General features: G+C 70.1%; 16 protein-coding genes. 12 read left to right on the forward strand and 4 right to left on the reverse strand.

Translation table 11 applies throughout. The features are described 5' to 3' along the window. Nucleotides 1-221 precede the first annotated feature (221 nt). From egtD to D9599_RS20335, 3 genes are all read right to left on the reverse strand, one after another. Nucleotides 222-1,199 carry an L-histidine N(alpha)-methyltransferase gene (gene egtD / locus D9599_RS20325; RefSeq protein WP_198383124.1) on the reverse strand — a complete coding sequence of 326 codons (978 nt, stop codon included), beginning with the start codon at nucleotides 1,197-1,199 and terminating at the stop codon, nucleotides 222-224. Then, nucleotides 1,196-2,491 (reverse strand): ergothioneine biosynthesis protein EgtB, encoded by a 1,296-nt coding sequence (egtB, locus tag D9599_RS20330; protein WP_198383125.1) that lies wholly within the window; start codon nucleotides 2,489-2,491, stop codon nucleotides 1,196-1,198. Before egtB ends, egtD begins: the two co-directional genes overlap by 4 nt. A gap of 121 nt (nucleotides 2,492-2,612) precedes the next feature. Next, nucleotides 2,613-4,376, reverse strand: coding sequence for a monovalent cation:proton antiporter-2 (CPA2) family protein (locus tag D9599_RS20335; RefSeq protein ID WP_198383126.1), 1,764 nt, complete (start codon nucleotides 4,374-4,376; stop codon nucleotides 2,613-2,615). Between the two features lie 160 nt (nucleotides 4,377-4,536). Here D9599_RS20335 and D9599_RS20340 point away from each other — a divergent pair, with 160 nt between their 5' ends. The 12 genes from D9599_RS20340 (at nucleotide 4,537) to D9599_RS20395 (ending at nucleotide 17,644) form a co-directional block, all read left to right on the forward strand. Further along, a complete protein-coding gene (locus D9599_RS20340; RefSeq protein WP_198383127.1) occupies nucleotides 4,537-6,135 on the forward strand; it encodes an ABC transporter substrate-binding protein in 1,599 nt (532 codons plus the stop codon). 7 nt (nucleotides 6,136-6,142) lie between these two features. Beyond that, complete coding sequence (locus D9599_RS20345; RefSeq protein ID WP_198383128.1) at nucleotides 6,143-7,153, forward strand: ABC transporter permease; 1,011 nt, start codon at nucleotides 6,143-6,145, stop codon at nucleotides 7,151-7,153. After that, complete coding sequence (locus D9599_RS20350; protein WP_198383129.1) at nucleotides 7,153-8,052, forward strand: ABC transporter permease; 900 nt, start codon at nucleotides 7,153-7,155, stop codon at nucleotides 8,050-8,052. Before D9599_RS20345 ends, D9599_RS20350 begins: the two co-directional genes overlap by 1 nt. Beyond that, the gene (locus D9599_RS20355; protein ID WP_198383130.1) at nucleotides 8,049-9,722 is read left to right on the forward strand and encodes an ABC transporter ATP-binding protein; all 1,674 of its coding nucleotides are present in this window, start codon (nucleotides 8,049-8,051) and stop codon (nucleotides 9,720-9,722) included. The genes D9599_RS20350 and D9599_RS20355 overlap by 4 nt, the downstream gene beginning before the upstream one ends. Nucleotides 9,723-9,731: 9 nt before the next feature. Then, nucleotides 9,732-9,941 carry a DUF4089 domain-containing protein gene (locus D9599_RS20360; protein WP_198383131.1) on the forward strand — a complete coding sequence of 70 codons (210 nt, stop codon included), beginning with the start codon at nucleotides 9,732-9,734 and terminating at the stop codon, nucleotides 9,939-9,941. Next, the gene (locus tag D9599_RS20365) at nucleotides 9,938-11,338 is read left to right on the forward strand and encodes an AtzE family amidohydrolase (RefSeq protein WP_198383132.1); all 1,401 of its coding nucleotides are present in this window, start codon (nucleotides 9,938-9,940) and stop codon (nucleotides 11,336-11,338) included. Before D9599_RS20360 ends, D9599_RS20365 begins: the two co-directional genes overlap by 4 nt. A gap of 355 nt (nucleotides 11,339-11,693) precedes the next feature. Then, nucleotides 11,694-11,906: a hypothetical protein gene (locus D9599_RS20370; RefSeq protein ID WP_198383133.1), complete on the forward strand. Its 213-nt coding sequence runs from the start codon at nucleotides 11,694-11,696 to the stop codon at nucleotides 11,904-11,906. 167 nt (nucleotides 11,907-12,073) lie between these two features. After that, a complete protein-coding gene (locus D9599_RS20375; protein ID WP_198383134.1) occupies nucleotides 12,074-13,648 on the forward strand; it encodes a hypothetical protein in 1,575 nt (524 codons plus the stop codon). A 67-nt stretch (nucleotides 13,649-13,715) separates the two neighbouring features. Beyond that, nucleotides 13,716-14,822, forward strand: coding sequence for a DHH family phosphoesterase (locus D9599_RS20380; protein WP_198383135.1), 1,107 nt, complete (start codon nucleotides 13,716-13,718; stop codon nucleotides 14,820-14,822). 143 nt (nucleotides 14,823-14,965) lie between these two features. Continuing rightward, nucleotides 14,966-16,237, forward strand: a complete 1,272-nt coding sequence (locus tag D9599_RS20385; protein WP_198383136.1) for a family 1 glycosylhydrolase — start codon at nucleotides 14,966-14,968, stop codon at nucleotides 16,235-16,237. A gap of 171 nt (nucleotides 16,238-16,408) precedes the next feature. After that, nucleotides 16,409-17,023, forward strand: a complete 615-nt coding sequence (locus tag D9599_RS20390) for a hypothetical protein (protein WP_198383137.1) — start codon at nucleotides 16,409-16,411, stop codon at nucleotides 17,021-17,023. 72 nt (nucleotides 17,024-17,095) lie between these two features. Next, the gene (locus D9599_RS20395) at nucleotides 17,096-17,644 is read left to right on the forward strand and encodes a hypothetical protein (RefSeq protein WP_198383138.1); all 549 of its coding nucleotides are present in this window, start codon (nucleotides 17,096-17,098) and stop codon (nucleotides 17,642-17,644) included. A gap of 61 nt (nucleotides 17,645-17,705) precedes the next feature. Here D9599_RS20395 and D9599_RS20400 read toward each other — a convergent pair whose 3' ends face one another. Continuing rightward, a complete protein-coding gene (locus D9599_RS20400; RefSeq protein ID WP_043833770.1) occupies nucleotides 17,706-17,891 on the reverse strand; it encodes a CsbD family protein in 186 nt (61 codons plus the stop codon). Nucleotides 17,892-17,926: the final 35 nt, after the last annotated feature.

A 17,926-nucleotide genomic window follows, 5' to 3' on the forward strand; every position in this document is an offset into this window, starting at 1 on the left:
ACCGGAACAGGCTGATCTTGCGCTCCATCGATACGGGGTGATCGCTTTTGAACGTTGGGACCGAGCGGCACTGTCGGCCCGAAGCGACCCAGCTGCGGTGGCGTGGGTGGATGCGGGGCGTCTCTTCATCATGGACGCCCACAGCCCGCCCCGGGATGAGCTTGCCGGGGGTGTTGGCGGATGACACTGTTCCAGCGCGACCTTCAGCCGGCTTCGCGGACTCAGCCCGGCACTTCCAGCGCGTGGATGCTGAACAGGCCGGCAGGGTCGGTCCATGCCGTGAGTGCGCGGTAGCCGGCACTCTCGCCGAGGTGGACGAAGGCCTCGATTCCGTACTTGTACGAGTTCTCAGTGTGGATCGACTCCCCAGGGGCAAAACGGAAAACTGCCTCGCCCAGTGGCACAGCCTGGGCGCGGCGGCTGACGAGATGCATCTCCATTCGGCTCTCGGCGGCGTTCCACCGCGCCTCGTGCCGGAAGGCTGAGAGGTCGAAGCCCCCGCCCAGTTCCCGGTTGATGCGGCGGAGAAGATTGAGGTTGAAGGACGCCGTCACGCCCGCCGCGTCGTCATAGGCTGCCAGCAGCACCGCAAGGTCCTTCGGCAGATCCGCCCCGACGATCATCAGCGATCCCGGCCCGAGCAGGCGCGCGGTGACGCGGAGGAAGGCCGTCGCTTCCTCGGGCGTGAAGTTGCCGATGGTCGAGCCGGGAAAGAACCCGACCCGGCGCCGCGGCGCCGTGCCGGGGGACACGGGAAGCTCGAAGGGCGCGGTGTAGTCGGCGCAGACGGGAAGGATGGGCAGTTCCGGGAAATCCTGCGCAAGGCCCCGCGCGGCGGTCGTCAGGTGCTCACGCGAGATGTCCACGGGCACGTAGAGTGCGGGATCCCGCAGCGCGGCGAGCAGCAGCCGGATCTTCACCCCGGCGCCCGATCCGAACTCCACCAGGGCCGCCCCCGGCCCGGCCAGGGCCGCGATCTCGCCGGCCCGCGCCCGGAGGAGGGCGAGCTCCGTTCGGGTGGGGTAGTATTCCGGGAGCTCGCAGATACGGTCGAAAAGACGGGAGCCCTCGGCATCGTAGAGGAACTTGCACGGCAGGGTCTTGGGTGAGGCGGAAAGGCCGGCGACCACGGCTTGGTGGAACTCCACCAGGCCGGGCGAGAGGTCCGTCAGCTCGTGCAGCGGCCGGGCGAGGTTCATGCATCCTCCGCGAGGCGAAAGCCCGAGAACTGCCAGCGCGCCTGGGGCGGGAAGAAGTTGCGGTAGCTCGGCCGGTCATGTCCCTCCGCCGTGGCGCAGGAGCGCCCGCGAAGGACCATCTGGTTGATCATGAACTTGCCATTGTACTCGCCGAGCGCCCCTGGCTGCGGGCGGTAGCCCGGGTAGGGCGAGTAGGGGCTGGCCGTCCATTCCCACACGTCCTGTCTGATGCCCGTCAGGAGCGGCCGCGGGTGCGGCCGGGCGCCGCCAGCGGGCTGGCCGGTGCCGGCATGGCGCTGCGCCGCGACTTCCCACTCGAACTCCGTCGGCAGGCGCTTTCCGGCCCATTCGGCGTAGGCCGCCGCCTCGTAGAAGGAGACATGAGCCACGGGTTCGTCGTCGCGCACCGGACTCAGGCCGTGGAGCGTCATGACGTGCCACTCGCCATCCAGGCGCTGCCAGTAACCCGGTGCTTCCCACCCTGCGGACTGGGCGAGGGCCCAGCCTTCCGAAAGCCAGAACGCGGGCTTGCGGTAGCCGCCATCCTCCATGAAGGCGCGGAACTCGCCGTTGCTGACGGGGCGGTCGGCCAGGGCGTGGTTGCGCAGCAGCACCTCGTGGCGTGGCCCCTCGTTGTCGAAGGAGAAGTCGAGGGCAGCACCGGAGGGCTCGTAGCCCACCGCGTGAATGCCCCCCTCCGCGAGCCACCAGCCCATGGGTGCGGCGGGCGCGGATGGCGGGGCGGGCGGCGGCGGCCGGTAGGCGGGGTGCAGCGGCGAGAGGGAGAAGGCGTGCTTGATGTCGGTCAGCAGCAATTCCTGGTGCTGCTGCTCGTGGTGCAGGCCCATGACGGCGAGCGCCGCCAATGCCTCGTTCCCAGGCGCGAGCAGCCGCTCCATCGCCGCGTCCACATGGGCACGGTAGGCGGCGACCTCCGCGACGCCCGGTCGGGTCAGCATCCCACGGGAGGGGCGCGGGTGCCGGGGACCCACGGCCTCGTAGTAGGAGTTGAAGACGTAGCCGAAGGCGGGATCGAAGGCTTCGTATCCCGCCAAGTGCGGCGCCAGGACGAAGGTCTCGAAGAACCAGGTCGTATGCGCGCGGTGCCATTTCGCCGGGCTGGCATCCGGCATGGATTGGACCGTCTGGTCCTCGGGCGAGAGGGGCGCCGCGAGTTCCTCCGTTTCCCGCCGCACGCGCCTGAAGAGGTCCAGCACCGTGCCTGGGTCAGGGGGGGAGAGGGACGGGGCGCCGGGTTTCGCCGGGTGGGGCGCTGGGTTGTGGTCAGGCATCGCGGCGTTCCATCGGCCTAAGATGGGAGGCGGGGGGTTGGAAGCGAGGCCCCGCGCGGCGGTGCCGGCGGGCGGCACGGACTGGTGACCGCCAGCGCCGCGGTTTTAGTGGCCAGCTTCGTCATGAGCGGCCCTCCACCGGCTGCTCCAGCGGTTCCGGCCGGACGACGTAGCTGTCGCCCGCGTTTGCCGGTGCACCGGCCTCCTGGGCGGCAAGGCGCTCGAGGTCCCGCCGGCGGACCTCGCGCTCTACCGCCGCCGCATCGACCTCAGGCACGCCAAGGCTGACCAGTGCCTGCCGGCCGAGCGCGAGAGCCGATTCCACGGTCTCCCGCACCTCGACCACACCGAGGCGACGCAGGCGGAGGGCGTGGCGGCGGTCGTAGGAGCGGACGACGCAGGGCGTTTCCGGAAAGACCTCCCGCACGAGCGCGACCACGCGGTCCGTGGTTTCGGGCAGGTCGGTGCAGACCGCGATAAGCTGCACCCGGCCGGCACCGGCGGCGCGCAGCACGTCCAAGCGCGTGCCGTCGCCGTAGTGAACACGGGCGCCGAAGCGGCCGGCCGCCTCGATCTGCTCGACATCGGAATCAATGATGGTGAGCGCGATGCCACGCCGGATGAGCACCTGAGCGACGAGTTGCCCCACGCGCCCGAAGCCGATCACGAGCACCGCGCCGCGCGCATCCGAGAAATCCTCCTCCGGCGCCTCTCCCTTTACGTTCCGAATGAAGAGAGGCGCGAGCCTGACAACCAGCGGGGTCAAGGCCATCGAGAGGGTGACGAGCGCGACCAGCAGGCTCGCGTGCTCGGGCGTCATCACGCCCGCCGCGGCCGCGGTCGAGTAGAGGACAAAGCCGAACTCCCCGCCCTGGGCGAGCAGCAGGCCGGTGCGCACGGCGGTGGCGTGCGAGTGGCCGAAGAAGCGCGTAACACCGTAGATGGCGGCCGTCTTCGACACCGTGAGGGCGGTGGCGGCGGCCAGGAGCGCGACGACGTTCGCCCGGACCACGCCGAGGTCCACGCTCATCCCGACCGAAAGGAAGAAGAGCCCCAGCAGTAGGCCGCGGAACGGTTCAATATCGGCTTCCAACTCGTGCCTATAGGTCGATTCCGCGAGGAGGAGGCCGGCCAGGAAGGCGCCGGTCGCCATCGAAAGGCCCACCGCCGCCATGAGACCGGCCGCGCCGAGCACGACCAGCAGGACGGCCGCGGTCATGATCTCCTGCGCGCCGCTTCGCGCGAGAAGCCCGAAGAGCGGGTTGAGCAGGAAGCGGCCCGTGAGCACAATGGCCGCAACCGCCACCAGCATCTCGCCCGCCGCGAGCCAGAGAGGGCCGTCGTCCGCCCGCGGCAGAGGCGACAGGAAGGCGACGAGGGCGAGAAGCGGGACGATCGCCAGGTCTTGCATCAGCAGGACGGCAAAGGCGGTGCGGCCATGGCCCGTCTCGACCTCCCGCCGCTCCTCCAGCAGTTGCATGACGAGGGCGGTGGAGGAGAGCGCGAGGCCGAGCCCGGCCACGATCGAGGCCGGCAGGCTGCGGCCAGCGATGAAGTAAGGGTAGAGCGCGATCAGCGCCCCGGAGAGGAGGATCTGCGCCGTTCCAAGCCCAAGAATGTCGCGCCGCATCTCCCAGAGACGTGACAGCTTCATCTCCAGCCCGATGACGAAAAGCAGGAGGACGATGCCGAGTTCGGCGATGCCGGATACCCGCCCCGGCTCCGAGAAGAGGCCGAGTACCGAGGGGCCGACCACGACCCCGGCACCGATATAGCCGAGGACCGCGCCCAGCCCCGCGCGCTTGGCGAGCGGAACCGCGACGACGGCGGCGGCGAGAAGGACGATAGGCTCGAGGAGAACTGCTGCCTCGGAGTGTTCGGACATCGGGTCTCCGTCGGCGGGGCTTCGTCGCGCGCATAGGTGAAGCAGCGCGGACCAATTGGCAATCGAGGCGCCGACGGGCGCAGGCACGCTCCTTGCTTACACCTGCCCGTGAATTGCGGAACGGTGCGGACCGCCCCGTACCCCGACCGGAGGATGATCCATGCGCCGCCGAACCCTGCTTGCCTCCGCCTCCGCGGCACTGGCAGCCCCCGCGCTGCGCCCCGCTGCGGCCCAGACGGCGGCGAGCCGTGCCGAGACCTTGCTGCTGGTGCAGGAATACGGGCCCAACAGCCTCGACATGCAGGGCCTGGGCTCCTCGCAGCCGGTGAACGGCGTCGCGCTCAACTGCTATGACCGGCTGGTGCGCTACAAGCGCGTGCCACTGCCCGGCGAGGGGAACGGCAGCACCTTCGACATCACCTCTTTGGAGCCTGAGTTGGCCGAGAGCTGGCAGGAGGCGAGCGACGGCATGAGCTGCACCTTCCGCCTGCGGGAGGCCCGCTTCCACTCCGGCCGCCCCGTCACGGCGAAGGACGTGAAGTGGTCCCTCGACCGCGCCGTCTCGATCGGCGGCTTCGCAACGACGCAAATGAACGCGGGCAGCCTCGAGAAGCCCGAGCAGTTCGTGGCGGTGGACGACCGCACCTTTCGCATCGACTACCTGCGCAAGGACAAGCTCACGCTGCCGAATCTCGGCGTCACCATCCCCTTCGTCTTCGACAGCGAGTTGGCGACCCGGAACTCGGGGGGCGACCCCTGGGCAAAGGAGTGGCTGAAAAACAACGTCGCCGGCTCCGGTGCCTTCAAGGTGGAGACCTGGCGGCCGGGCACCGAGACCATCTATGTCCGCAACGACGACTGGAAGTCAGGGCCGCTGCCCTCGCTCCGCCGCGTCATCGCGCGCGACATCCCCTCCCCCTCCACGCGGCGCGCGCTGATCGAGCGGGGGGATGCCGACATCTCCTACGGACTGCCGCCGAAGGACTTCAAGGACTTGGCCGAGGCGCGCCGCGTGAGGGTGGTGGGCGTGCCCGTTCCGAACGCCATCTGGTACGTGTCGCTGAACGCGGCGACGGGCCCCTTCACCGACGTCCGGCTGCGCCAGGCCGTCGCCTGGGCGCTACCCTACGAGGCAATCATGCAGGCGTCCCTGTTCGGACGCGGGGTGCCGATGTGGGGGGCGACGGGCGGGCCAACGACCGCTTGGCCGCAGCCCTTCCCCTACAACACCAATGTCGGGAAGGCGCGCGAACTGGTGCAGCAGGCGGCACCCGGCGGGGTAGCCACCACGCTGCTGTTCGACGCGGGATCGGGCACCATCGCGGAGCCGATGGCGGTGCTGATCAAGGAATCACTGGCGCCGATCGGCATCAATGTGGAGCTGAACAAGATCCCCGGCGCCAATTTCCGCGGCGAGCTGAACAAGAAGACGGCCCCCATGGTGATCAACCGCTTCGGCGGCTGGCTGGACTGGCCGGACTACTTCTTCTTCTGGAACTATCACGGCAACAACTCGATCTTCAACATCGCCTCCTACCAGAATCCGGCGATGGACAAGCTGATCGACGCCGCACGCTTCGCCGGCGATGCGGACAGCTACGCGGGCGCCGTGCGCGGCTTCATCGGGATGGCAGAGCGGGAGGTGCCGATGATCCCGATCGCACAGCCGCTGCACGACGTGGCGATGCAGCGCTCCATCGGCGGCTACCAGTTCTGGCCCTGCCGCGAGCCCGACTTCCGCTTCCTAACCAAGGGTTGAGGACCTCGTGCTGCGCGTTGTCCTCTCGCGGCTCGGCACGGCGGTGCCGAGCCTGATCGGGGTGGTGGTCGTCACCTTCCTGCTGACGCGCGTGTTGCCGGGCGACACCGCCACCTACTTCGCCGGGCCGGTGGCCTCCGCCGAAGCCATTGCGCAGATCCGGGCGCAGCTCGGACTGGACCAGCCGCTGCCGGTGCAGTTCGGGCGCTACATCTCCGACCTCGCGCGCGGCGATCTAGGCAGTTCGCTCGGCACCGGGCAGCCGGTCCTGCACGAGATCACGACGCGCCTGCCGGCCTCGGCCGAGCTAACGCTTTGTGGGCTGCTGCTCGCGGTGCTCGTCGCGCTGCCGCTCGGCATCCTGGCTGCACTGCGGCAGGGATCATGGGTGGACCATCTCTGCCGCGTGCTGACCACGGCCGGGGTTTCGCTGCCGGTCTTCTTCACGGGGCTGCTCGCGGTCTACGTGTTCTACTTCATCCTCGGCTGGGCGCCCTCCCCGCTCGGCCGGCTGGATGCCTTCGCCAGCCCGCCGCCGGTGGTGACGAACTTCTTCCTCATCGACAGCCTGATCGCGGGAGACAGCGAAACGTTCCTCGCCGCGCTCTCGCAGCTCGCGCTGCCGGCACTCACCCTCGCGCTCTTCGCGCTCGCGCCGCTCGCGCGCATTACCCGCGCCTCGATGCTCGCGGCCCTGGATTCTGACTTTATCCGCACCGCCAGGGCCAGCGGGCTCGAAGGGCGGACGGTGGTGATTACCTACGCCTTTCGCAACGCCATGCTGCCTGTGGTGACGACGCTGGGGATGGTCTTCTCCTTCCTACTCGGCGCCAACGTACTAGTGGAGAAGGTCTTCGCCTGGCCGGGCATCGGCTCCTACGCGGTGGAAGCGCTGATCGCCTCGGATTACGCGCCGGTGCAAGGCTTCGTGCTGACCATGGCGGTCCTCTACATCGCGCTGAACCTCGCGATCGACCTCCTCTACGGCCTGATCGACCCGCGGGCGAAGGAGGGGTGATGTCCGACCTTCCCGTGACGGCCGAGGCCGCAGCCCTGGCGAGGCCATCCGCCGCCGGCAACCTGTTCCGGCATGCGCGGTACGTGCTGGCGGGCAATCCTGTCACCGCCTTCTCCTTTCTGCTCCTTCTCTTCCTCATCGCCTGCGCGGCTTTCGGCCCCTCGCTCGTTCCCTACGACCCACAGGTGAGCAACTCGCTGCGCACGCTCCAGCCACCTTCCGCGCAGCATCTTTTCGGCACGGACCAGCTCGGGCGGGACATCCTCAGCCGGGTGGTTGTGGCCTGTCGGCTCGACCTCGGGATCGCCTTCTTCTCCGTTGCCCTCGTCTTCGCCGTTGGCGGCCTGGCGGGCGTTGCGGCGGGCTTCTTCGGCGGATGGACGGACCGGATCGTCGGACGCCTGGCGGACACGATCATGGCCTTCCCCCTCTTCGTGCTCGCGATGGGCGTTGTGGCGGCGCTCGGCAATACCGTGACGAACATCGTCATCGCCACGGCCGTCGTGAACTTCCCGCTCTATGCACGCATCGCGCGCGCGGAGGCGCTGGTGCGGCGCAACGCCGGCTACGTGCAGGCCGCGCGGCTGACGGGAAACGGCGAGCTTCGCATCCTTCTCTCAACCATCCTGCCGAACATCCTGCCGATCATGGCGGTGCAGATGTCGCTCACCATGGGATACGCCATCCTGAACGCGGCCGGGCTCTCCTTCATCGGCCTCGGCGTTCGCCCGCCGACGCCGGAATGGGGGATCATGGTGGCGGAGGGGGCGAGCTTCATCGTCTCGGGCGAGTGGTGGGTGGCGCTCTTCCCCGGCCTCGCGCTCATGCTGGCGGTGTTCTGCTTCAACCTTCTCGGCGACGGGCTGCGCGACATCGTCGATCCGCAGAGGCGTACATGAGCGCCTCTCCTCTCCTCGACGTGCGGGAGCTGACGGTGGAATTCGCCACCCGCCGCGGCACGGTGTGCGCGGTGGAGCGGGTGGACCTCTCCATTGCCAAGGGCGAGACGCTAGCAGTGGTTGGGGAGTCCGGTTCGGGCAAGTCCGTCACCTCCTACGCGGTGATGCGCATTCTTGACCGCGCAGGGCGCATCACGGGCGGCAGCGTCACTTTCTCCGGCATGGCGCTGCAGAGCCTGCCCGAGGTGGAGATGCGCGACCTGCGGGGGCGGGAGATCTCGATGATCTTCCAGAACCCGCGCGCGGCGCTCAACCCGATCCGCCAGGTGGGCCGGCAGATAGAGGATGTGCTGCTCCAGCACGGGCAAGCCACGCGGACGGACGCGAAGGCACGCGCCATTGCGGTGCTCGAAGCCGTGCGGATCGCCAGGCCCGAAGAGCGCTACCACGCCTACCCCTTTCAGCTCTCGGGCGGGATGTGCCAGCGCATCGTCATCGCCCTGGCCCTGGCCTGCCGACCGCAGCTGCTGATCGCCGACGAGCCTACGACAGGGCTCGATGTCACGACGCAGAAGTCAGTGATGGAACTGGTGACGGAGCTGACGCGGAAGCGCGGCATGTCCACGCTGCTGATCACGCACGACCTCGGCCTCGCTGCCAGCTATTGCGACCGCGTGGTCGTGATGGAGAAGGGCCGGGTGGTGGAGACCGCTGCCGCCGGGGCGATCTTCCGCGCGCCCTCGCACCCCTACACGCGGCGGCTGATGCGCGCGACGCCCCGTCCCGGCGCCGGGCTGCGCGACCTGCTGCCGGAGGGCGCGGCGCCTTTCCCCGCCGCGCCGCCCACCGGGGCGCCCCTGCTTAAGGTGGAGGGGCTGGTGAAGGAGTACCGGCGGGAGGGCGGCGCCGGGTTCATGGCACGGCTTACGGGTCACGCAGCGTCCCAGGCGCCGTTCCGCGCGGTGAATGGCATCGGCTTCGAGGTGCGGCGCGGGGAGAGCGTCGGGCTGGTGGGTGAGTCCGGCTGCGGTAAGTCCACGACCTCGATGATGGTGATGCGGCTGCTCGACTCCACCGCCGGGCACATCACCTTCGACGGCGAGGACATCGGCGCCATACCCGCGCAGCGCTTCGCCGCCTCTCCGCTGCGCCGGCGCATCCAGATGGTTTTCCAGGACCCGACGGACAGCCTCAACCCGCGCCACACCGCTGCGCGCGCCATCTCCGACCCGATCCGGCGGCTGGGCACCTTGCGTGGGTCAGCGCTGGCGGCACGGGTCGAGGAACTGGCAACCCTTGTAGGGCTGCCGCTCCCGCTGCTCGACCGTTTTCCACACCAGCTCTCGGGCGGGCAGAAGGCGCGCGTGGGCATTGCACGGGCCATCGCGCTCAACCCTGACCTCGTGGTGCTCGACGAGCCAACCGCCGCGCTCGATGTATCCGTACAGGCGGTGGTCCTGAACCTGCTGCACGAGCTGAAGCTGCGGCTCGGGATGAGCTACCTTTTTGTCAGTCACGACCTCAACGTCGTGCGGCTGCTCTGCGACCGCGTGATCGTCATGCGGGCCGGCCGCATCGTGGAGGAAGGGCCGGTCGAGACGGTGCTGGAGAACCCGGCTGCGGACTACACGCGCGAGCTTCTCGCCGCCATTCCCCACCCTCCCGCCTGAGGAACGCCCTTGTCCGCCGATCCCTTCCCTGCCCTGCCGGATGACGCGACGCTGCTCGCCTTTATCGACGCGGCCACGGCCTTGAACGGCATCCCCCTCGACCCCGCCTGGCGCGGCGAGGTGCTGGCGAACCTGCGGGCCATCGGGAATAGTGCGCGCATGGTCCTCTCCTTCCGGCTGGAGGACGAGGCGGAGCCCGCGCCGGTGTTCACGGCATGAGCGAGGTGACGGGGCCGGGCGCGACGGCCGCTTCGATCGCCGCCGCCGTCTCGGCGGGCGAGGTCACGGCCCGCGCTGTGACGGAGGCGGCGCTGTCGCGCATCGCCGCGCTGAACCCGTGCCTGAACGCCTTCACCGACGTGCTGGCGGAGCGGGCGCTTGCCACGGCGGAGCGCGTGGACGCAAGCCGCGCCGCTGGCGAGGCGCTAGGCCCACTCGCGGGCGTTCCCTTCGCCGTGAAGAACCTCTTCGACATCGAGGGCCTGCCGACGCGCGCCGGCTCCCTCATCAACCGTGAGCGCGCGCCAGCCTCGCGGGACGGGGCGCTGGTGCGGCGGATGGAGGCGGCGGGCGCCGTACTTCTCGGCGGGCTGAACATGGGCGAGTACGCTTATGACTTCACCGGCGAGAACGCGCATGACGGCGCCTCGCGAAACCCGCACGACCCCTTGCGCATGACGGGCGGCTCCTCTGGCGGATCGGGCGGCGCGGTGGCGTCGGGAATGGTGCCGCTGGCGTTGGGATCCGACACGAACGGCTCCATTCGCGTGCCCTCGTCCTTTTGCGGCTTGTTCGGGCTGAAGCCGACTTATGGGCGCCTCAGCCGGGCCGGCAGCTTTCCCTTTGTCGGTTCCTTCGACCATCTCGGGCCGCTCGGCCGCTCCGTGGCCGATCTCGCGCTCTCCTACGATGCGATGCAGGGCGCGGATCCCGACGATCCCGCCCAGGCGCCACGTCCTCCCGAGCCGGTGTCGGGCATGATCGAGGGCGGCACGGGCGGCTTGCGCATCGCCGTTCTCGGCGGGCATTTTGCGCGCAGCGGCGATCCGGATTGCTTCGCGGCGCTCGCTCGGGTGGCCGCCGCGCTCGGGGTGGAAGCCCGGGTGGAGCTGCCGGAGGCCGCGCGTGCCCGCGCTGCCGCCTATGTCATCACGGCGGCCGAGGGAGCGGCCCTGCACCTCGACCGGCTGCGGGAACGGCCGGCAGATTTCGACCCTGCGACGCGCGACCGGCTGATCGCGGGCGCCGCCATCCCGGCCGCCTGGGTGCAGCACGCGCAGCGCTTCCGGCGATGGCACCGCGAGAAGGTGCTGGAGCTGTTTGACAAGGTTGACATCCTTCTTGCCCCTTCCACGCCCTGCCGAGCGCCAGCGATCGGGCAGGCGACGATCGTGATGGACGGCGCCACCCTGCCGCTGCGCCCGAATATCGGCGTCTTCACGCAGCCGATCTCCTTCATAGGCCTGCCCGTCTGCGCCGTACCCGTCTGGCTCGACGGCGGGCTGCCGCTTGGCGTTCAGGTGATTGCCGCGCCATGGCGGGAAGACCTCGCCTTGCGCGTCGCGCGCGCGTTGGAGCGGGGCGGCACAGCCGGGTGCCGCGCGGGGCCGGGCTGAGGCGACAAGGCAGCCACCTAGACATATTTCTTCGGGTTCTTCTGCAAACGGAGCGGCGGTCCATGCCCCAGGTGATCGCGGCCGGGCCAAGCCCGTGAACATCGATCCCGCGTCGCTCGGCCCTATGCGCGGCAAAGCCGTGGCGATCTGGCACGGTTTGGCGTCACCCTAACCGACTTGCTGGTGGCGGGCCTCCTCCACGCACGCGGGCGCTCGCGGTCCCAGCGCCCTCCCCCGAGCGACCGCGCCCGCTGACTGAGGCCTCAAAGCGGGGTCATGCAATAGGAACACGAAAGCCGCGTGACCTCGCGCCCACTCCTGCCTAGGCTCACCCAACAACGAAGGGGAGGCAGCCTTGGCACAGGCGATCAAGGACTACACGACGAGCGAGACCGACTATCTGCCCCACGTCATCCACCGCTGCATCGAGAAGGCTAACCGCGACGGAGTGGCGCACCGCTTCCGGCTGAACGGCGCGGAGGTCATCGTGCGCCCTGGAGTGACGTCCGAAGCGGTGCACGCGGAGGTGCAGCGCCAGTGGCAGTTGGGGCGGTCCCCCGGGCCCTAAGACGCGGCCGTCCACCCGATGACCGCGAACTGACGCGGATTTGAGCCGCGGCCCGGCGCCAAGAGGTAAACTTTCGGCGGAATCCGGCATCCTGCGCCGGCAGCGGGTGCTTGACGCGGCGGCCCGGACAGGTCGCAATCCGGCGCGGCACAAGGGGGTTTGGTCCGATGGTGAATGTCCCGCTCTGGTCGCGGCCGGCCGTCCTGGCCATGGTGCCAGTGCTGATTGCGCCGCTGGCAGGATGCGGGGTCTCGATCCAGCCGAACTCGCGCATCGCGTCGATGGAGAGCTCCCTTCAGGCCTCCCAGGCGCGCGGCTCCGCGTTGCAACAGCGGGTTGGCGAGCTCGAATCGACCCTCGCCGCCGAGCGGCGTGCCGCCGGCGATCTGGCGGTGCTCGAGGGAAGGCTGGCGCAGGCGCGCGCCGCGCTCGCCACCTCCCAGCGCTCGCGTGGCGCGGCCGAGCAGCAGGCCCGCGCCCTGCGGGAGCGGCTTTCGACGGAGGAGCGCCGCCTTGCCGGGCTACAGAACGACGCCGGGCAGCTTCAGCAGGTCACTGAGGATCGACGCGGCACCATCGCCGAGACCGAGCGCAATCTCGCCGGCTTGCAGGAGCAGGTTTCCGCCGCCGAGCGCCGCCTCGCGGGCCTGCGAGAGCAGTCCACCGCGCAGGACGGGCGCCTGGCCGCGCTGAACGAGCGCGCGACGGCGGAGGAGCGCCGTCTCGCCGGGCTGCGCGAGGCCGCCGCCGCGGAGGAGCGCCGCCTCGCCGACCTGCGCCAGCAGGGCGTGGCCGAGAACGGGCGGCTCGCCGCGCTGCGGACCTCGATCGAGGAGGCGCAGCGCTCCCTCGCGGAGCGGCAGCGGGCGACCACCGAGACCGAGAGCCGGCTCGCCGCGCTCCGCAACGACACGGCGGCCGCGGAGCGCGACCTCACGGCGCGGCGCGCCTCCATTGCCGAGGCCGATACACGGCTCGCGCGCACGAACCAAGCGGCTGACGAGGCCACGGGACGGGTCCGCACGCTGGAGACACGGGCGGCCGGGCTGACGGACTCCACCGGCGCGGCGGAGCGGCGGCTGAACGACCTTCGCACGGCCCTCGCCAGCGCGGAGGGCAGCGTGAACGAGCGGCAGGCCGCCGTGACCCAGGCGCAGGCCGAGCTGACGCGCATCTCCACCGCGCGGCACGAGGCGGCGAACACGCTTCGTGGGCTGGAGGCACGCAGCGCCGAGCTTCGCACGCAGGTCGCCGCGGCCGAGCGCCACCTCGCCGAGTTGCGCGAGGGCACGACCGCCGAGGAGCGCCGCCTGCAAGCCGCGCGTGCCCAGGCCGACGCGGTAACGGCTGAGCTGGCCACGCGGCAGGCGGCGCTGCGGGAGGCTGAGGGACGCCTGGCCGGCGTGAACCGCGCCGCGGACGAAGCCGGCGGCCGGATGCGCAGCATGGAGGCGCAGGTCCAGCAGATCTCCGTCACCGCTGATGGCGCGCGGCAGGAGCAGTCCCAGCTTCGCGACCAGGCGCAGAACCTGCGGAACGAGGTGCGGAGCCTTGAACAACGCCGCCAGGAGCTGACCGGTCAGGTCGCCGAGGCGCAGGCCCGGCTGGAGCAGCAGCGGCGGGAGCTGTCGGAGCTGGGCGGGCAGCTCGCGCGTGAGCGTCAAGGTGCGCCGCAGCGTGCGGTGCCCACGAACGGCACCGGCCCGGAGGCGAGCCCCGGCGGCCAGTCCGCCAGCCCCTGAGCGGCGACACCACCCCAACCTTCCTCGGCCCCGCGGGTTCCTGACCCGGTGGAACGGGGAGCTTCTCATGGATGCGAGCGCAGCGGGGTCACCGGACGCCGCCTGGGTCGCGGCCCGGCAGGCGGAGTTCCGCGCCGCCCTTGCCGCCTTCGATGCGTCGAAGCCGATCCTCGTCCTCGGCCACCACGACGCGGACGGGCTCTCCTCCACTGCGATTCTCCTCGGTGCCCTCACGCGCATCGGCCGCGCGACGGAGGTGCGGGTGCTTGGGCGCGGGGAAAATGTCTGGTCCCCGGCGATGGCGGCGGAGCTTCACGGGCGCGGGATGGGCGGGCTCATCGTCGCCGACCTCGGCACCCGGGCGGAACCGCCGCGGCCCGGCGTGCCGACGGTGCTGATCGACCACCATGTCCCGACGGGCGTGCCCGAGGAGGCGGTGCTCATCAGTGGGCACGGGCTGCACCCCACGCCCACCACCTCGCTTCTTGCCTGGTGGTGCGCGGCGGGGATCACGGAGGCGGACGACCTTCTCTGGCTCGCAGCGGTCGGCATCATCGGCGATATGGAGGAGGGTGCGGGGTTCGCCGAGCTGGCGGCGGCGCGGGAGCGCTGGGGGATTACGGCCCTGAGAAACGCCGTCTCCCTCATCAACGCGCCGCGGCGGGCGAGCGCGGGCGATGCGGGCCCTGCGCTCGCCCTGCTGATGAAGGCCGGCGGCCCCAAGGAGGTGCTGTCGGGCGAGCACCCCGAGACGGCCGCGCTGCTGGCCGCCAGGGCCGAGGTGCAGGCCGCCTTGGCGGAGGGCCGACGCGCGGCGCCGCGCATCCAGGGAGAGGTGGCGATTATCCCGCTGCACTCCGCCTGCCAGATCCACCCGCTCATCGCCCAGCAATGGAAGGGGCGGCTGAAGGGCAAGGTCGTGATCGCCGCCAATACAGGCTACCGGCCGGGCTGGGTGCACTTCGCAGCCCGCGCCGGGTCGGGCACGGACCTCATTCGCTTCTTCGCCGATCACCGGCCGGAAGGGGCCGATCCCGTGCAGTACGGCAACGGGCATCCCCAAGCCTCCGGCGGCGCGCTGGAAGCGGCAGCCTGGAACCGCTTTGTCACAGGCCTCGGTTTTGACGTGGCGTTGCAGGTGCCCCCCTCCCGCTCGGCACCAGGAAATGGATAGTCGGTTCAAGCGGGGGGGTGGAATGGGAACCACACCCGCAGAACAAGCTGCCAGGACGCGAGAAAAGGCTTCAACAAAACGTGATCTGTCGATAACGTCCCTGTGAGAGGAGGCGGGGGGCCTCCCGAGACAAGGGTCAGGTCATGCTGGACTTCAACGAAGCCGCTGCCGCACGTTTTGCCGCCGCCGCGCCCGCTGCCCGTCCGGGCTTCATGTTCGCGACTGGCATCGAGAACAGCGCGCCTACAATCGACGGGGGGCGCATCCGCCGCGACCAGCTGGCTGAGTGCGGCCACTACGACCGCTGGCGGGAGGACTTCGCCCTCGTCCGGGAGACGGGCTGCGGCTATCTCCGTTATGGTCCACAGCTGCACCGCTGCTTCGTGGCGCCCGGCCGTTACGACTTCAGCTTCGCCGAGGAGGCCTTCGACGCGCTCCGCCTGCAGGGCACGGTGCCAATCGTCGATCTCTGCCATTTCGGCGTGCCGGACTGGATCGGTGATTTCCAGAACACCGATTTCCCGGAACTCTTCGCGGACTATGCGGGCGCTTTCGCGCGGCGCTTCCCCTGGGTGCAGCTCTACACCCCCGTGAACGAGATGTTCATCACGGCCGTCTTCTCTGCCAAGTATGGCTGGTGGAACGAGCAGGCGATGGACGACCGCTCCTACGTCACGGCCATCAAGAATGTCGTGCGCGCCAACGTGCTCGCCATGCACAAGATCTTGGAGGTGCGGCCGGACGCGCTCTTCGTGCAGTCCGAATCGACCGAGCACTTCCATCCCGAATGCCCAGCGGCCCTCGCCCATGCCGAATTCCGGAACGGCGAACGCTTCCTCACGCTCGACCTGAACTATGGCCAGCGCGTGTGCAGCGCCATGTACGAGTTCCTCCTCGACAACGGCATGACGCGGGACGAGTACCGCTTCTTCATGACGCAGGATCTGCGCCGCCACTGCATCATGGGCAACGACTGGTACGCGACCAACGAGCACCTCATCACCGGGGAGGGCAGCAGCCGCTGGGCGGGCGAGGTCTTCGGCTACGGTCCCGTCACGCGCCTCTATCACGACCGCTACCGCCTGCCGGTGATGCACACCGAGACGAATTGCGACGAGGGGCCGAACGGCGACGAGGCCGAGCGCTGGCTGTGGAAGCAGTGGGCCGGCGTGATGCGGCTACGGCAGGACGGCGTGCCGATCCTTGGTTTCACCTGGTACTCGCTGACGGACCAAGTGGACTGGGACGTGGCGCTCCGCCAGCAGCGAGGCAAGGTGAATCCGCGCGGGCTCTACGACCTCGACCGCCGTCCGCGGGCCGCCGGGCGCGCCTACCAGAAGCTCATCCGCGGCTGGTCCGAGGTGCTGTCGCGGCAGGGCTCCTGCCTGCATCCCGCTCTCGCCGGGCAGGGCTAAGGGCCTTCCTCCCATACGCCGCGCCGGGTTCAACCGGTGCGGCGGGCTGGCGCTTTCGGCGCCGCGGCTGCTGTCCCTCACCCCGGCCATTCGCCCGGCACAGGATTCGCGTCGCGCCGGGTGAACGACGGGCGCGCCGCCACGTTCTGCCGGCTCAGCAAGGAGAGCGCCATGACCACAGTATCGGAGCAGCGGTTGTTCGACGCCCTTGCGACCATCACCCGCGCCTTTGGCGAGGGCGGCTTTCCGCCGGTGGATGCCGCCGGCCAGGGCACGACCGATGGCGCGGCCAACCCCTCCCCCGCCATCGAGGCGTTGAGTGACGACACGCGAGAGGTGCTGGGCGAGGCGGCGCTCGCCGTGGCCTACGGCGCCTTCGCCTCCCGTGGGGGAGATGGCGGGGCGATCCACACCCTGGTCGCGGCTATGGGGCTCATGGCGCATCTCTCGGGCGAGGAGCCGGACCCGCCGGCCGAGATCCTCTCCATCGCGGCGGAGGATGCGCGGGTGGAGGCCGAGATCGACCGCGCCGGGGACGCCATTGACACGGAGTTCGGACGCGACGCCTCGGCCGAGGCGCTGATCGCGGCGTTGGAGGCACGGATTCTCGGCACTGCCATCACCCTGGCTGGTTGCACCCTGCCGGAGGGCGCGGCAGGCCAGTCCGAGGTGCGCCTACGCGCGGCCCGCTGGCTCGCCCGGCTGTCGGCGGGGCTGATGGCGATGAACGTTGCCCAGGCCGGCGAGGCGGCGGCAGCGGTTCCGGAACCCTCGGCGTCGGCTTAGTCGCCGCCCTGCAACCGCCGCCGTCTTCCCGAAGTTCTGTTGGACGGAAGATCATATTCGGGAAGACAGGGCATGCGGAGAGAGCGGGAGGGTGCGGCCACATACCTGCAGGAGACTGGGGCAACGAGCGTCGGCGGCGTGGTCCTGGCGGGCCTCCTGTCCGGCCTCGCCGGTGTCGCGGCGATGACCGTGGCGGAGAAGATCGAGCAAGCCGTCACGGGGCGGCCCAACTCCTACGTGCCCGCCCATACGCTGGAACGTCTTCTCGGTTTACCTCAGCGGCCCGACCGGGAGCGGCTGGGGCTGAACTGGGCCATGCACTGGGGCCAGGGGATCCTGCTCGGCATCGCGCGGGCGCTCATGTCGCGCTCTGGCTTCCGTGGACCGGTCGGGTCCTTTCTCTTCCTCAACCTGCGCCTGCTGAACGACCAGACGCTGGAGAATGCTACGGGGGTCGGCGCGCCGCCCTGGACCTGGCCGGCGGAGGAACAGGTCATCGACCTGCTTCATAAGGGAATCTACGCCTTCGCGGCCGGCGCGGTGGCGGACCGGCTGGTGCTGCGCGGGCGACACCCCTCGGGCGACTGGCGGCGCGGGGCGCCGACCGATATGCAGGACTGAATGCTGATGCGCATGGCGGCGCCGCGGGAAGCCCGCAGCGCCGCCACACTGCTCAAGTCCGTCAGTGCTTGTCGGTGGCGTCGCGCAGCGCGTCCTTGGCACCGCCCATCGCGTTCTCGCCGGTGCCCTTCGCCTTGTCGACCTTACCCTCGGCCTGCGTCTTCGTATCGCCCGTAGCGGAGCCGACGGCGTCCTTGATGGCGCCCTTGGCCTTGTCCACCGCGCCGGAAATCCGATCCTTGTCCATCGTCACTCTCCTACTGCCCGGAGTCGCGTGGGCAG

This window comes from Roseomonas sp. KE2513, from assembly GCF_016107305.1.
Taxonomy (GTDB): domain Bacteria; phylum Pseudomonadota; class Alphaproteobacteria; order Acetobacterales; family Acetobacteraceae; genus Roseomonas.

What these genes read in the sequence shown, in the direction of transcription:
- D9599_RS20365 (WP_198383132.1), top strand. Translation starts at nt 9,938, where the DNA reads ATGAGCGAGGTGACGGGGCCGGGCGCGACGGCCGCTTCGATCGCCGCC.
- D9599_RS20355 (WP_198383130.1), top strand. Translation starts at nt 8,049, where the DNA reads ATGAGCGCCTCTCCTCTCCTCGACGTGCGGGAGCTGACGGTGGAATTC.
- D9599_RS20375 (WP_198383134.1), top strand. Translation starts at nt 12,074, where the DNA reads ATGGTGAATGTCCCGCTCTGGTCGCGGCCGGCCGTCCTGGCCATGGTG.
- D9599_RS20400 (WP_043833770.1), bottom strand. Translation starts at nt 17,891, where the DNA reads ATGGACAAGGATCGGATTTCCGGCGCGGTGGACAAGGCCAAGGGCGCC.
- D9599_RS20380 (WP_198383135.1), top strand. Translation starts at nt 13,716, where the DNA reads ATGGATGCGAGCGCAGCGGGGTCACCGGACGCCGCCTGGGTCGCGGCC.
- D9599_RS20385 (WP_198383136.1), top strand. Translation starts at nt 14,966, where the DNA reads ATGCTGGACTTCAACGAAGCCGCTGCCGCACGTTTTGCCGCCGCCGCG.
- egtD (WP_198383124.1), bottom strand. Translation starts at nt 1,199, where the DNA reads ATGAACCTCGCCCGGCCGCTGCACGAGCTGACGGACCTCTCGCCCGGC.
- D9599_RS20335 (WP_198383126.1), bottom strand. Translation starts at nt 4,376, where the DNA reads ATGTCCGAACACTCCGAGGCAGCAGTTCTCCTCGAGCCTATCGTCCTT.
- D9599_RS20395 (WP_198383138.1), top strand. Translation starts at nt 17,096, where the DNA reads ATGCGGAGAGAGCGGGAGGGTGCGGCCACATACCTGCAGGAGACTGGG.
- D9599_RS20340 (WP_198383127.1), top strand. Translation starts at nt 4,537, where the DNA reads ATGCGCCGCCGAACCCTGCTTGCCTCCGCCTCCGCGGCACTGGCAGCC.
- D9599_RS20350 (WP_198383129.1), top strand. Translation starts at nt 7,153, where the DNA reads ATGTCCGACCTTCCCGTGACGGCCGAGGCCGCAGCCCTGGCGAGGCCA.
- egtB (WP_198383125.1), bottom strand. Translation starts at nt 2,491, where the DNA reads ATGCCTGACCACAACCCAGCGCCCCACCCGGCGAAACCCGGCGCCCCG.
- D9599_RS20390 (WP_198383137.1), top strand. Translation starts at nt 16,409, where the DNA reads ATGACCACAGTATCGGAGCAGCGGTTGTTCGACGCCCTTGCGACCATC.